At 61.0% G+C, this 13,831-nt stretch carries 12 protein-coding genes; 11 read left to right on the top strand and 1 reads right to left on the bottom strand.

Annotation, left to right across the window (positions count from 1 at the left end):
- From sucD to ACHZCU_RS12995, 7 genes are all read left to right on the top strand, one after another.
- A complete protein-coding gene (sucD, locus tag ACHZCU_RS12965) occupies positions 1 to 906 on the top strand; it encodes a succinate--CoA ligase subunit alpha (protein ID WP_106302464.1) in 906 nt (301 codons plus the stop codon).
- 168 nt (positions 907 to 1,074) lie between these two features.
- Positions 1,075 to 4,059, top strand: a complete 2,985-nt coding sequence (locus ACHZCU_RS12970; protein WP_319519103.1) for a 2-oxoglutarate dehydrogenase E1 component — start codon at positions 1,075 to 1,077, stop codon at positions 4,057 to 4,059.
- A gap of 96 nt (positions 4,060 to 4,155) precedes the next feature.
- Entirely contained in the window at positions 4,156 to 5,388 is a 1,233-nt protein-coding gene (gene odhB / locus ACHZCU_RS12975; RefSeq protein ID WP_319519104.1) for a 2-oxoglutarate dehydrogenase complex dihydrolipoyllysine-residue succinyltransferase, read from the top strand.
- Between the two features lie 24 nt (positions 5,389 to 5,412).
- Positions 5,413 to 6,027 carry a LysE family translocator gene (locus tag ACHZCU_RS12980; RefSeq protein WP_319519105.1) on the top strand — a complete coding sequence of 205 codons (615 nt, stop codon included), beginning with the start codon at positions 5,413 to 5,415 and terminating at the stop codon, positions 6,025 to 6,027.
- 62 nt (positions 6,028 to 6,089) lie between these two features.
- Positions 6,090 to 6,692 (top strand): LysE family transporter, encoded by a 603-nt coding sequence (locus tag ACHZCU_RS12985; RefSeq protein ID WP_319519797.1) that lies wholly within the window; start codon positions 6,090 to 6,092, stop codon positions 6,690 to 6,692.
- A gap of 103 nt (positions 6,693 to 6,795) precedes the next feature.
- On the top strand, positions 6,796 to 8,202 hold the full coding sequence (gene lpdA, locus ACHZCU_RS12990) for a dihydrolipoyl dehydrogenase (RefSeq protein ID WP_319519106.1): 1,407 nt from the start codon (positions 6,796 to 6,798) through the stop codon (positions 8,200 to 8,202).
- A 350-nt stretch (positions 8,203 to 8,552) separates the two neighbouring features.
- Complete coding sequence (locus ACHZCU_RS12995) at positions 8,553 to 8,813, top strand: hypothetical protein (protein WP_319519107.1); 261 nt, start codon at positions 8,553 to 8,555, stop codon at positions 8,811 to 8,813.
- Between the two features lie 59 nt (positions 8,814 to 8,872).
- Here ACHZCU_RS12995 and ACHZCU_RS13000 read toward each other — a convergent pair whose 3' ends face one another.
- Positions 8,873 to 9,808, bottom strand: coding sequence for a tyrosine recombinase XerC (locus ACHZCU_RS13000; protein WP_319519108.1), 936 nt, complete (start codon positions 9,806 to 9,808; stop codon positions 8,873 to 8,875).
- A 142-nt stretch (positions 9,809 to 9,950) separates the two neighbouring features.
- On the opposite strand from ACHZCU_RS13000, the gene ACHZCU_RS13005 reads away from it, so the two are divergent.
- Genes ACHZCU_RS13005 through ACHZCU_RS13020 form a run of 4 tightly spaced genes read left to right on the top strand, consistent with a single transcriptional unit; the run spans position 9,951 to position 13,591 of the window.
- The gene (locus ACHZCU_RS13005) at positions 9,951 to 10,889 is read left to right on the top strand and encodes a GNAT family N-acetyltransferase (protein WP_106302446.1); all 939 of its coding nucleotides are present in this window, start codon (positions 9,951 to 9,953) and stop codon (positions 10,887 to 10,889) included.
- Positions 10,890 to 10,935: 46 nt separating this feature from the next.
- Complete coding sequence (locus ACHZCU_RS13010) at positions 10,936 to 13,152, top strand: primosomal protein N' (RefSeq protein ID WP_319519109.1); 2,217 nt, start codon at positions 10,936 to 10,938, stop codon at positions 13,150 to 13,152.
- 53 nt (positions 13,153 to 13,205) lie between these two features.
- Positions 13,206 to 13,406, top strand: a complete 201-nt coding sequence (locus tag ACHZCU_RS13015; RefSeq protein ID WP_319519110.1) for a hypothetical protein — start codon at positions 13,206 to 13,208, stop codon at positions 13,404 to 13,406.
- On the top strand, positions 13,397 to 13,591 hold the full coding sequence (locus ACHZCU_RS13020; protein ID WP_319519111.1) for a hypothetical protein: 195 nt from the start codon (positions 13,397 to 13,399) through the stop codon (positions 13,589 to 13,591). The genes ACHZCU_RS13015 and ACHZCU_RS13020 overlap by 10 nt, the downstream gene beginning before the upstream one ends.
- Positions 13,592 to 13,831 lie beyond the last annotated feature (240 nt).

Raw genomic sequence — 13,831 nt, forward strand, 5'->3', positions numbered from 1 at the left:
ATGTCCATTCTGGTCAATAAAGACACCAAGGTTCTGGTTCAGGGCCTCACCGGCAAGACCGGCACCTTCCACACCGAGCAGGCGCTGGCCTATTACGGCACCAAGATGGTCGGCGGTATTCACCCGAAGAAGGGTGGAACCGAGTGGTCCTCCGGCGTTGACGGCACCAATCTGCCGATCTTCGCTTCCGTTGCCGAAGGTAGGGAAAAGACCGGCGCCGATGCATCCGTGATCTACGTTCCGCCGGCAGGCGCGGGCGCTGCGATCCTGGAAGCCATTGATGCCGAAATTCCGTTGATCGTGTGCATCACCGAAGGCATTCCGGTGGCCGATATGGTCAAGGTCAAGGCGAAGCTCGACAAGTCGAAGTCGCGGCTGATCGGCCCGAACTGCCCCGGCGTTCTGACCCCTGAAGAATGCAAGATCGGCATCATGCCGGGTTCGATCTTCAAGAAGGGCTCCGTCGGCGTTCTGTCGCGCTCGGGCACGCTCACCTATGAAGCCGTGTTCCAGACCACCAATGAGGGCCTCGGCCAGACCACGGCTGTCGGCATTGGCGGCGACCCGGTCAAGGGCACCGAGTTCATCGACATGCTGGAAATGTTCCTGGCGGACGATGCCACCGAATCCATCATCATGATCGGTGAAATCGGCGGTTCGGCTGAAGAAGAAGCCGCCCAGTTCCTCAAGGACGAGGCCAAAAAGGGCCGCAAGAAGCCGATGGTTGGCTTCATCGCGGGTCGTACGGCGCCTCCCGGACGCACCATGGGCCACGCCGGCGCCGTGATTTCCGGCGGCAAGGGCGGTGCTGAAGACAAGATCGAGGCAATGGAATCGGCCGGCATCAAGGTGTCGCCGTCCCCGGCGCGTCTCGGCAAGACGCTGGTTGACGTCCTGAAGGGCTGAGCCACTTAATAAACTATGCGTGACGGCCTTTCTTGAACGGCCGTCACGAATTTACCGTTTTTGTGGCGGTTTCACCGTGACGAGAATGGTGTTTCATCGGATGGTCCGGCTGAAAAAGCCGGTTTCGTCGTTTCAAGCGGGAGGCGGGCTTCGGTCCGCGCGGTGCATATGTCCAGGCAAGAAGCCAACGAACAATTTCTTCTGACCTCGTTTCTCGATGGCGCCAATGCGACCTATATCGAGCATCTGTACGCGGCCTATGAAGAAAACCCCAATGCCGTCTCTGAAGAGTGGCGCGATTTCTTCAAGGCGCTTGGCGACGATCCGGATGCCGTGCGCAAGGCCGCCGAAGGCGCGTCCTGGAAAAAGCCGGACTGGCCGCAAAAGCCCAATGACGACCTGACGGCCGCCCTTGATGGCAACTGGGCCGATGTTGAACAGGTGGTCGAGAAGAAGCTGCGCGGCAAGGCGGCTGCCGAAGGCGCTGCGGTTTCCAATGAGGATGTGCTGCGCTCGACCCGCGATTCCGTCCGCGCGCTGATGATGATCCGCGCCTTCCGCATGCGCGGCCATCTGCATGCCCATCTCGACCCGCTCGGCCTCGCCGGCATGGCCGATGACGATTACAACGAGCTGTCGCCCAAGGCCTATGGCTTTACCGAGGCCGATTACGACCGCCGCATCTTCCTCGACAATGTTCTGGGGCTGGAATACGCCACCATCCCGGAAATGCTCGACATTCTGACGCGCACCTATTGCACCACGCTCGGCGTCGAGTTCATGCATATTTCCAACCCGGAAGAAAAGTCCTGGATTCAGGAACGGATCGAGGGACCGGAAAAGAGCATCACCTTCACCGAGAACGGCAAGAAGGCGATCCTGCAGAAGCTGGTCGAGGCCGAGGGCTTCGAGAAGTTTCTGGACACCAAATACAAGGGCACCAAGCGTTTCGGCCTCGACGGTGCGGAATCGCTGATCCCGGCAATGGAGCAGATCATCAAGCGCGGCGGATCGCTGGGCCTGAAGGAAATCGTGCTCGGCATGCCGCATCGCGGCCGCCTCAATGTTCTGTCCCAGGTGATGGCCAAGACCCACCGCGCCATCTTCCACGAGTTCAAGGGCGGTTCGTTCAAGCCTGACGATGTCGAAGGTTCGGGCGATGTGAAGTATCACCTCGGCGCCTCCTCCGACCGCGAGTTCGACGGCAACAATGTCCACCTGTCGCTGACGGCAAACCCCTCGCATCTGGAAATCGTCGATCCGGTGGTCATGGGCAAGGCCCGCGCCAAGCAGGATATCATTGCGACCCGTCGCGAAGGCGAGATCGTGCCGCTCGACGAACGCTCCAAGGTCATGCCGCTGCTGCTGCATGGCGATGCCGCCTTTGCCGGCCAGGGCGTGGTTGCCGAAATTCTCGGCCTGTCCGGCCTGCGCGGTCACCGCGTTGCCGGCACGGTGCATTTCATCGTCAACAACCAGATCGGCTTCACCACCAATCCGGCGTTCTCGCGCTCCTCGCCCTATCCGTCGGATGTGGCCAAGATGATCGAAGCGCCGATCTTCCACGTCAATGGCGACGATCCGGAAGCCGTGGTCTATGCGGCCAAGATCGCGACCGAGTTTAGGATGAAGTTCCACAAGCCGGTCGTCATCGACATGTTCTGCTACCGTCGCTTCGGCCATAACGAAGGCGACGAACCGGCGTTCACCCAGCCGAAGATGTACAAGGTCATCCGCGGCCACGAGACTGTCACCAAGCTCTATGCCGACCGGCTGATCAAGGAAGGCCTGATCACCAAGGAAGAGTTCGACGGCATGCTGGCCGACTGGAAGAGCTTCCTCGAGCAGGAATTCGAGGCCGGTTCCTCCTACAAGCCCAACAAGGCCGACTGGCTGGATGGCGAATGGTCAGGGCTGCGGGCTGCCGACAACGCCGATGAACTGCGCCGCGGCAAGACCTCGGTGCCGATGAAGACGCTGAAGGAAGTCGGCAAGAAGCTGACGGAAGTGCCGGAAGGCTTCAACGTTCACCGCACGGTCAAGCGTTTCCTCGACAACCGCGCCAAGATGATGGAGACCGGCGAGGGCATCGACTGGGCCATGGCCGAGGCGCTGGCCTTCGGGTCGCTCGCCTATGAAGGGTTCAAGGTTCGCCTGTCCGGCCAGGATGTCGAGCGTGGCACCTTCTCGCAGCGCCATTCGGTGCTCTACGATCAGGAGACCGAGGAACGCTACCTGCCGCTGCAGAACATCCGCTCCGGCCAGGGTCGCTACGAGGTCATCAACTCGATGTTGTCGGAAGAAGCCGTGCTCGGTTTCGAATACGGCTATTCGCTGGCCCGGCCCAATGCGCTGACGCTCTGGGAAGCGCAGTTTGGCGATTTCGCCAACGGTGCCCAGGTGGTGTTCGACCAGTTCATCTCCTCCGGCGAACGCAAATGGTTGCGCATGTCCGGTCTCGTCTGCCTGCTGCCGCATGGTTATGAAGGGCAGGGACCGGAGCATTCTTCGGCCCGTCTGGAGCGCTGGCTGCAGATGTGCGCGGAAGACAACATGCAGGTCGCAAACTGCACCACGCCGGCGAACTATTTCCACATTCTGCGCCGTCAGCTGAAGCGCGACTTCCGCAAGCCGCTGATCCTGATGACGCCGAAATCGCTGCTGCGCCACAAGCGCGCCCAGTCCACGCTTTCGGAAATGGCCGGCGAGACCGCCTTCCACCGTCTGCTCTGGGATGATGCCGTCGAGCAGGATACGCCGATCAAGCTGGTCAGGGATTCCAAGATCCGCCGTGTCGTCCTGTGCTCGGGCAAGGTCTATTACGACCTGTTCGAGGAACGCGAAAAGCGCGGGATCAACGACATCTACCTGCTGCGCGTCGAACAGCTCTATCCGTTCCCGGCCAAGGCGCTGATCAACATGCTTTCGCGCTTCAAGAACGCGGAAATGGTCTGGTGCCAGGAAGAACCGAAGAATATGGGTGCATGGTCGTTCATCGAGCCCTATCTGGAGTGGGTGCTGACGCATATCGATGCCAAGCATTCGCGGGTTCGCTATGCCGGACGTGCCGCAGCCGCTTCGACGGCGACGGGGCTGATGTCGCGCCACCAGGCGCAGCTTGCCGCCTTCCTCGACGATGCGCTCGGCGAATAAAACCAACACAAGCGCGCCGGACCTTGACGCCCGGCGCGCAACGACCGCTTAAAAGGCGATCCGGACACAAAGTTTATCAATATCGGGACTTTTGACATGGCCACTGAAATCCGCGTTCCCACTTTGGGTGAATCCGTTACCGAGGCAACGGTCGGCACCTGGTACAAGAAGGTCGGCGACGCTATCGCCGCCGATGAGCCGATTGTCGAACTGGAAACCGACAAGGTGACCATCGAGGTCCCGGCCCCGGCTGCCGGCACGCTTTCCGAAATCGTCGCCGGCGAAGGCGAGACCGTCGAACTCGACGCGCTGCTCGGTCAGATCGCCGAGGGCGATGCCCCGGCTGCTGGCGGCGGCGAAAAGGAAGAACCCAAGGCCGAAGCGCCGAAGGAAGAAGCGCCGAAAGCCGAAGAACCTGCTGCAAAGTCCGGCTCCGACATGCCGGCAGCGCCGTCTGCTGCCAAGATGATGGAAGAAAAGAACATCTCCGCCGATCAGGTGGAAGGTTCGGGCAAGCGCGGCCAGGTGCTGAAGGGCGATGTCATCGCCGCTGCCGCCAAGGGCACGTCCGCTCCCGCCGCCGAACCGGCCAAGGCCCCGCAGCGCGCGCCGTCCAAGGTTGAGGATGCCGACCGCGAAGAGCGCGTCAAGATGACCCGCCTGCGCCAGACCATCGCCAAGCGGCTGAAGGATGCGCAGAACACGGCAGCCATGCTGACCACCTATAACGAGGTGGACATGACGGCCGTAATGGAACTGCGGTCGAAATACAAGGACCTGTTCCTGAAGAAGCACGACGTCAAGCTGGGCTTCATGGGCTTCTTCACCAAGGCTGTCTGTCATGCCCTGAAGGAAATTCCGGCGGTCAACGCCGAAATCGACGGCACGGACATCATCTACAAGAAGTTCTGCCACATCGGCATGGCCGTTGGCACCGACAAGGGCCTCGTCGTTCCGGTCGTGCGCGATGCCGACCAGATGTCGATTGCCGAGATCGAAACCGAGATCGCCCGTCTTGCCAAGGCGGCGCGCGGCGGTCAGCTTTCCATGGCCGACATGCAGGGCGGCACCTTCACCATCACCAATGGCGGTGTCTACGGCTCGCTGATGTCCTCGCCGATCCTGAATGCGCCGCAGTCCGGCATTCTCGGCATGCACAAGATCCAGGAGCGCCCGATGGCGATCGGCGGTCAGGTGGTCATTCGCCCGATGATGTATCTTGCGCTTTCCTACGACCATCGTATGGTCGACGGTCAGGAGGCCGTGACCTTCCTGGTCCGCGTCAAGGAAACGCTCGAGGATCCGGAACGTCTGGTTCTCGATCTCTGATCATCCGCTAAAGGGGGCAGGACCATGAGCATCGCGTTTTTCATAACCGCATTGATTGTGGTCCTCGTTCCCGGTACCGGCGTTGTCTATACGCTGGCGACCGGCCTGTCTTCAGGCCGGCGCGCATCCGTTGCAGCGGCCATCGGCTGCACATTCGGCATTGTCCCGGCCATTCTGGCTTCGGTGTTCGGGCTGGCGGCGTTGTTTCATACCAGTGCGGTCCTGTTTCAGACGGTCAAGTTCGCCGGTGTTGCCTATCTGCTTTATCTCGCCTGGCAGGCGCTGAAGGAACACGGCACGCTGTCGATTTCCGCCGAGCCGCGCGCGAAACGCTCGACGCTCGCGATCGTGCGTGACGGCTTTCTGCTGAACATCCTCAATCCCAAACTGTCCGTGTTCTTCCTGGCCTTCCTGCCGCAATTCGTCGATCCCGGCGCCAGCCACGCCGTTTTCCAGATGCTGATGCTGTCGGGGATCTTCATGCTGATGACGCTGGTGGTGTTCATCGTCTACGGCCAGTTTGCGGCGCTGATGCGCGACCGTGTGTTTTCCAGTGAACGGGCAATGGCCTGGATGCGCCGCTCGGTCGCCATGGCCTTTGCCGGCTTCGGCCTGAAGCTGGCGCTCAGCAGACAATAAAACGTGGACAGGCGGAGCAGCATATCGTGAATCATCAATATCTGGTCGAACTGGCATCCCTCATGGCGATTTTTTCCTTCGCCATCGTTGCCCCCGGGGCTGACACCGCCATGGTTATCCGGCAGGCGCTGGTGCATGGGCGGCGCTCGGCGATACTGAGCAGTTTCGGCATCGGCACCTCGCTGATGTTCCATGTCAGCTACACGATCCTCGGGCTTGGTCTCATCATCTCCCAGTCGATCATGCTGTTCAACGTCATCAAGTGGATGGGCGCTGCCTATCTGATCTATCTCGGCATCCAGTCGTTTCGCTCCGGCAAGGCCAATGTCTCGCCCGTTGCGGAAACCTCGGTCACGGCAAGGCAGGGCGCGGCGAAGGCCTTTTCGCTCGGCTTTCTCGCCAATGCGCTGAACCCGAAACCGGTGTTGTTCTTCCTGTCGATATTCTCAACCGTGGTCAGCCACGAAACCCCGGCGGGCGTCAAGTTCGGCTACGGCCTCGTCATGGCCACCTGCCTGATTGCCTGGTTCGTCGGCGTGTCGTTGTTTCTGACCATGCCCACCATGCGCGTTGCGTTTGAAAAGGCGAGTGTGTGGATCAACCGCGCCAGCGGCGCGGTGTTCATCGCTTTCGGCCTGAAACTGGCAACCGAAAAGGCGGGCTGAGCGGCCCCTGAAGAAACAAACCGGCCCCTCGGCCATACCCATCACGGTCATATGCGCCCATCCTTCGCACCGGCCATGACCGCACAAAAGAGAAGGAAATCTGATGTCCTATGATCTTATCGTTATCGGTTCCGGCCCCGGCGGCTATGTCTGCGCGGTCAAGGCCTCGCAGCTTGGCATGAAGGTCGCTGTCGTTGAAAAGCGTGCGACCTATGGCGGCACCTGCCTCAATGTCGGCTGTATTCCGTCCAAGGCGCTGCTGCATGCTTCCGAGCAGTATGCCCACGCCGCCCATGGCATGGAAAGCCTCGGCGTGAAGCTTTCCGGCGTCGAACTCGATCACGACAAGCTGCTGGCCCACAAGGATTCGGTGGTGAAGTCGAATGTCGAGGGCGTTGCCTTCCTGTTCAAGAAGAACAAGATCGACGGTTTTCAGGGCACCGGCAAGGTCGTTTCCGCCGGCAAGGTGCAGGTGACGAAGGAAGACGGTTCCACCGAGGATCTGGAAGCCAAGAACATCGTGATCGCCACCGGCTCGGATGTTGCCGGCATTCCCGGCGTCGATGTTGCCATTGACGAGGAAACCATTGTCTCCTCCACCGGCGCCATTGCGCTGAAGAAAGTGCCGGAAAAGATGATCGTTGTTGGCGGCGGCGTTATCGGGCTGGAACTCGGTTCGGTCTGGTCGCGGCTGGGCGCCAAGGTCACGGTTGTGGAATTCCTCGACAAGATCCTCGGCACCATGGATGGCGAGGTTTCCAAACAGACCCAGAAGCTGCTCGCCAAGCAGGGCCTCGATTTCAAGCTGTCGGCCAAGGTCACGGCCGTTGAAAAGGGCAAGAAGGGCGCCAAGGTGACCTTCGAACCGGTCAAGGGCGGCGATGCGGAAACGCTGGATGCCGATATCGTGCTGATTTCGACGGGCCGCAAACCCTATACCGAAGGTCTTGGCCTCGAAGATGCCGGCGTCAAGCTCGACGAGCGCGGCCGGGTCGAGATCGATGGACATTTCAAGACCAATGTCGAGGGCATTTATGCCATCGGCGATGTGGTCAAGGGCCCGATGCTGGCGCACAAGGCCGAAGATGAAGGCGTGGCGCTGGCCGAAATCCTCGCCGGTCAGGCCGGGCATGTGAATTACGACGTGATCCCGAGCGTCGTCTACACCCAGCCGGAAGTCGCTTCCGTCGGCAAGACCGAGGAAGAGCTGAAGAAGGACGGCGTCGCCTATAATGTCGGCAAGTTCCCGTTCATGGCCAATGGCCGGGCCCGCGCCATGGAAACCACCGACGGTTTCGTCAAGGTGCTGGCCGACAAGGAGACCGACCGCGTGCTCGGCGTTCACATCGTCGGCTTCGGCGCCGGCGAAATGATCCAGGAAGCCTCGGTGCTGATGGAATTCGGCGGCTCGTCGGAAGACCTCGGCCGCACCTGCCACGCCCACCCGACCATGTCGGAAGCGGTGAAGGAAGCGGCCATGGCGGCATTCTTCAAGCCGATCCACATGTAAGGTCGGTTGCTCTTCGAGTCATTCCGGAAAATTGGATGCGGCCTCCTCGCGGGGGCCGCATTTTTTGTCGGTAACAATACAGGCCCTGTCTCAGTCCCCGAACATGATCCCTTGGGATAGGCTGTCGAAGGGCGGTAATGCGCCGTGGGTCGTGGTCGCTGTCACAACGATGCCAATTGCGTTTCCCGTAAATTTGAATTCAGAAAAATATAATATTTACAGTAATTTAATGGATTCATTACCAAGAATTGAGTATCGTTTCCGCCATCGCTGGGCGTAAAATGGGAATGGAAAGGGATGATCCTTTCCGGTTTCAAAAGAACACTGAAAACATCCCAAGGACCAATCCGATGAAAAAACTAATCGCGCTTTCGCTTGCGACCCTGATGGTGGGTGCAGGCGCCGCCTTTGCCGGCGAGCCGCTCAATCCGGCGATGTACGGCCCGAAGATCACCGCTGCCGACAGGGATATTGCCCAGCTTGCCCAGCCCGGCGATATCTTCTCCACCAGTGTCCACAACGGTTCCAACTGGCATGCGGTCAAGACCTTCAAGGTCCGTCCCGACGGTTCGCCCGAACTGATCAGCTTCAGCTACGACAATAACGCCTGATCGCGTTTCTCCCGCAGGTCCCGCTTTGTCGGCGGGGCCTGTCTTGCCTGCTGGACCGATCAGGCGCGCGGATGCGCCTTGTCGTAGATCTCCAGAAGCCGCCCGGTATCGACGCCGGTATAGACCTGTGTGGTCGACAGGCTGGCATGGCCCAGCAATTCCTGAATGGTTCTGAGGTCGCCGCCGGCAGCCAGCAGATGCGTTGCGAAGGAATGGCGCAGCGCATGGGGCGTGGCCTTGTCCGACAGGCCGAGCGCGCCGCGCATGGCCTGCATCTCCCGCTGTATGATCGCCGGCTGCAGCGTCTTGCCGCGCAGGCCCCGGAAAAGCGGCTTGTCCGTGTCCAGATGGTGGGGGCAGAGCGCGATATAGTGCCGCACCGCCGCAAGAGCTGCCGGCAGCAGCGGCACGATACGGGTCTTGTTGCCCTTGCCGATAATCCTGAGGCTTGTCGGCTCACCGGCAAAATCGCCCGGTGTCAGCCCGATCGCCTCTGAAATGCGCAATCCGCAGCCGTAAAGCAGACAGAAGACGGCCGCATTGCGCGCGGCGATCCATGGTTCTTCCGCCAATTGAGCATCACTGCCAGAGACGGCAAGCGCTTCCTCGGCGCTCAGCGGTTTGGGCAGGGATTTCGGCTGCTTCGGCGCCCGCATGGCCCGCACGCCGGCGGCATTGGCCAGACCGCGTTTTTCCAGCCAGCGCAGAAACGAGCGAATGCCGGCCAGATCGCGGCCGAGCGTGCGCGCGCCGGCACCCTCGCGACGGCGGAAGGCGAGATAGGCACGCACATCGGCAGGACGCAGCGAATCAATGTCGTCAAGCCGGACCGGCCGTGCGATATGGCCGCACAGAAAGGCAAGGAACTGCCGCGTATCGCGCTCGTATGCCTCCGCCGTCTTGGCTGAAAGCCGGCGTTCGCCGGCCAGCGCCTGCAGCCACTCTTGACGCAATGCAAGCAATGTATCATCAGCAGGCACCAGTATTTCGCTCATGGGGTCACCGTCCAAGGAACTTCTTGCCGCGACGCGATTTTACAGTAAATTGGGTTACAAAAACGCTAAGGGTTCCGGGAGGTGTCATTGTCTTTTCATACGGAATTGCGATATAGGCCGCTCGGCAAAAGCAGGAATTTATATGGCGCGTCGTGATTCATCATCCGCTCTGGCGCAGTTTGCTGAGGCTGTGGCGCTTGTATCGCAAGGGCAGCCGGGGCATATCGTCGATACGCTGATCGCCGAGCGCGGCCAGAAGATTGTCCACAATCCGTTCTGGCCGGTCATGCGGCCGTTCCTGCATCTGCTTCTCGGATACGGGAAAGCGATCGATTTCGCCAATGACATCCAGTCCATGGATGGCTACCAGGTTTTCCAGTACATCTCCGAGCGGCTGACGCTCGATATCAACTGCATTCGCGGTGAGCGCATCCCTGAAAAGGGCGGCTTCGTCATGGTTTCGAATCATCCGACCGGCATTGCCGACGGTGTCGCCGTGTTCGACCTTCTGAAGGAACGCCGCCCCGACATGATGTTCTTCGCCAACCGGGATGCAGTGCGCGTCAATCCGCGTCTGGTCGAGATGATCATTCCGGTTGAATGGCGCGAAGAGTTCAAGAGCAAGCTCAAGGCGCGCGAAACCCTGCAGGTCACCAACAATGCCATCAGGGAAGAAAAGGCGATGGTGCTGTTTCCCTCGGGGCGCATCGCCTATTGGGCCGACGGCAAGCTGAATGAACGCCCATGGAAGACCTCGGCCATCGGCTTTGCCCGCAAATACGATCTGCCGATCCTGCCGGTGCACCTGAAGGCGCGCAATTCCGGCCTGTTCTACTGGTTCGCCAAGTGGTCGACCGAACTGCGCGACATGACGGTCTTCCACGAACTTCTGAACAAGCAGGGTGATCGATTCGATTTTACTATCGGTAACATGATCATGCCCGATCAGTTGCAGGGCGCGCCGGCGGATGTGACCGCTGCCCTTGAGCACCATACCGTGCATGCACTGGCCGACGATCCCGATGCCGCCTTTGTTCTGGAAAACGGCAAGTCGGCTGCGGCAGTGTCGGACGCCTCTTGAATTCTGTGCTTCACTTTAGAGGATGCGGCAGGCAATCTTGCCAGCCATGACCCGAGATTCGCTCGACCTTTTCGGAAAACCGATTGATCCTGCCGTGATACGCAGCGTGCCCGTAATGGTGCCGCTGCCCGTGGCAGGACCATATTCCTATGCTGTTCCCGAAGGCATGGCGGTGATGCCCGGCTCCGTGGTGCAGGTGCCCGTCGGCCCCCGCAAGGTGATCGGCATTGTCTGGGATGATGCGTCAGGCGACGCGGTCGATCCGAAGAAGCTGCGGCCGATCGAGCACGTGTTCGACTGCCCGCCGGTTGCCGATGACATGCGCCGGTTCATCGCCTGGATGTCGGCATACACGCTGTCGCCGCCGGGGCTTGTCGCGCGCATGGCCGTGCGCGCGCCGGCAGCGCTTGAGCCGGAACCGATGATCGAGGGGCTGACGCTGACGGGCACCGTGCCGGAGCGGATGACGCCTGCCAGAAAACGGGTGCTGGAACTGGCCGAAGACGGTGCGGGGTGGACGCGGCTCGGTCTGGCGCGCGCGGCCGGTGTCAGCTCCAGCGTGGTCGAAACCATGATGAAGCAGGGCGTGTTCGACACCGTTTTCATGCCGCCGCCACCGGCGTTCGGCACGCCTGATCCCGACTATGCGCCGCCCGACCTGTCGCCCGACCAGGCGGCAGCGGCCGACGAGCTGCGTGCAGCCGTTGCGGCCGATCGTTTCCATGTGACGCTGATTGACGGCGTCACAGGCTCCGGCAAGACCGAAGTCTATTTCGAGGCCGTGGCCGAAACCCTTGCCAAGGGAAAGCAGGTGCTGATCCTTCTGCCGGAAATCGCGCTCACCGCCAGCTTTCTCGACCGGTTCGAAGCGCGTTTCGGCGCACGTCCGGGCGAGTGGCATTCCGATCTCGCCCCGCGCATGCGCGAAAAGGTCTGGCGGCAGACGGCCGAAGGGGCGGTCCGCGTCGTCGCCGGTGCCCGTTCGTCGCTGTTCCTGCCCTTCGAGGACCTCGGCCTGATCGTGGTCGATGAGGAACACGATACCGCCTACAAGCAGGAAGACCGGGTGTTTTACAATGCCCGTGATATGGCCGTGGTGCGCGCCCGCATCGGCGGATTTCCGGCCGTTCTCGCTTCGGCCACGCCCTCGGTGGAAAGCCAGGTCAATGCGCTGGCCGGGCGGTATCAGCGTATTCACCTGCCGGGCCGGTTCGCCGAAGCGGCGTTGCCAAGCCTGAAGACGGTCGACCTCAGGCGCGATCCGCCGAAGCGTGGCGGGTTTCTGTCACCGATGTTGCTGTCGGAGATCGACAAGACTGTCGGGCGCGGAGAACAGGCGCTGTTGTTCCTGAACCGGCGCGGCTATGCGCCGTTGACGCTCTGCCGGGTGTGCGGTCACCGCTTCCAGTGCCCCAATTGCTCAAGCTGGCTGGTCGAACACCGGTTTCGCGGGCGGCTGATGTGCCATCACTGCGGCCATGCCGAGCCGGTGCCGGAGGCCTGCCCCGAATGCGGAACGCTCGATCATCTCGTGGCCTGCGGGCCGGGGGTGGAGCGGATCGCCGAGGAGGTCGAGCAGCATTTCCCGGAAAAGCGCACGATCATCCTGTCATCGGATATGGCTGGCGGCGTCAAGCGGTTGCGGCTCGAACTGGAGGCGGTTGCCAATGGCGAGGCAGACATCATCATCGGCACGCAACTGGTGGCCAAGGGGCATAATTTTCCGCTGATGACGCTTGTCGGCGTGGTCGATGCCGATATCGGCCTTGCAAACGGCGATCCGCGCGCGGCCGAACGCACGTTCCAACTGCTGGCACAGGTGACCGGGCGGGCCGGGCGCACCGGGCTTGCCAGCAAGGGGCTGATCCAGACCTACCAGCCGGCCCATCCGGTGATGCAGGCAATTGTTTCCGGTGAGGCCGATGCGTTTTACGAACGCGAAATCACCGAGCGGGAAAAGAGTGGATTGCCGCCCTTCGGCAGGCTCGCCGCCGTCATCATTTCCGCCGACAACCGCGGCGATGCCGAGGCGCATGCGCGGGGGCTGAGGGCGGCAGCGCCCGCCGGTCGCTCGATTTCGGTGCTGGGACCTGCCGAGGCGCCGCTTGCGCTGGTGCGCGGGCGCTACCGTTTCCGCCTGCTTGTTCACGGCAGCCGCGCGGATGATATCCAGACTTTTTTGAGGGAAATGCTCGAAAACGGGCCGCGACAACGTGGCACGGTCCGTGTGCAGCTTGACATTGACCCGCAGAGCTTTCTCTAGATAAGCTGAAAGGCGTGCGGTATCGCGTGCCGACGATGGGAAGGAGCTTTCAGATGAGTTTTTACTGGCCGGAGAGTTTTGTCGGGCAGGTTGCCCTGTTCATGGCGGTCGTCATCCTGATCTGGGGGCTGGTGGTGGCGCTTGCGCCGTTGAAGCTGATGGGACTGGCCGGTTTTTCAGGACTGAAGGAAGAAAGCGGCGCCAGCATTCATATCCGCTCGATGATCGGCGGAACCTATGCGGCATGTCGCTGATGGCGCTGCTGTTTGATCAGCCGATGATCTACCGCACATTCGGACTGGCGCTGATCTTCGGATTCCTGACAAGGCTGTTGTGGATGGCCACGACGGGAAGCCGGTCGATCAAGGGCGGCATATTCCTCGTCTGCCAGGCGGTAGCGGGTGTGTTCATGCTGCTCTACGGTCTTGGCTGGGCGTGAACGGCAAGGCTTTCAAAAGTACTGCGTTTCAGGGATTTCAGACTTTGTGACAAGAAACGCAGGCCAATGCTCCAAACGGGCTTTGAGCGTGTTGCGGAGAGCTTTTACCTGTGCTAGACGAACCCCAACTATTGGGAGGGCCAGCATGTTTTTATGCTGTTTCCCGGGGATATCGTGAAGTTTTGAGGGCTTCGGGCAGTGCCTGTCATGGATACCGCCCGAGCCGATTTTTAAGGGGAA

Origin of the sequence: uncultured Martelella sp., assembly GCF_963677965.2 — a bacterium.
Classification (GTDB): domain Bacteria; phylum Pseudomonadota; class Alphaproteobacteria; order Rhizobiales; family Rhizobiaceae; genus Martelella; species Martelella mangrovi.

Coding starts and splice junctions, on each gene's coding strand:
- ACHZCU_RS12985 (WP_319519797.1), top strand. CDS start 6,090: ATGGCGATTTTTTCCTTCGCCATCGTTGCCCCCGGGGCTGACACCGCC.
- ACHZCU_RS13020 (WP_319519111.1), top strand. CDS start 13,397: ATGTCGCTGATGGCGCTGCTGTTTGATCAGCCGATGATCTACCGCACA.
- lpdA (WP_319519106.1), top strand. CDS start 6,796: ATGTCCTATGATCTTATCGTTATCGGTTCCGGCCCCGGCGGCTATGTC.
- ACHZCU_RS13015 (WP_319519110.1), top strand. CDS start 13,206: ATGAGTTTTTACTGGCCGGAGAGTTTTGTCGGGCAGGTTGCCCTGTTC.
- ACHZCU_RS13010 (WP_319519109.1), top strand. CDS start 10,936: ATGACCCGAGATTCGCTCGACCTTTTCGGAAAACCGATTGATCCTGCC.
- ACHZCU_RS12980 (WP_319519105.1), top strand. CDS start 5,413: ATGAGCATCGCGTTTTTCATAACCGCATTGATTGTGGTCCTCGTTCCC.
- sucD (WP_106302464.1), top strand. CDS start 1: ATGTCCATTCTGGTCAATAAAGACACCAAGGTTCTGGTTCAGGGCCTC.
- ACHZCU_RS13000 (WP_319519108.1), bottom strand. CDS start 9,808: ATGAGCGAAATACTGGTGCCTGCTGATGATACATTGCTTGCATTGCGT.
- ACHZCU_RS12995 (WP_319519107.1), top strand. CDS start 8,553: ATGAAAAAACTAATCGCGCTTTCGCTTGCGACCCTGATGGTGGGTGCA.
- odhB (WP_319519104.1), top strand. CDS start 4,156: ATGGCCACTGAAATCCGCGTTCCCACTTTGGGTGAATCCGTTACCGAG.
- ACHZCU_RS12970 (WP_319519103.1), top strand. CDS start 1,075: ATGTCCAGGCAAGAAGCCAACGAACAATTTCTTCTGACCTCGTTTCTC.
- ACHZCU_RS13005 (WP_106302446.1), top strand. CDS start 9,951: ATGGCGCGTCGTGATTCATCATCCGCTCTGGCGCAGTTTGCTGAGGCT.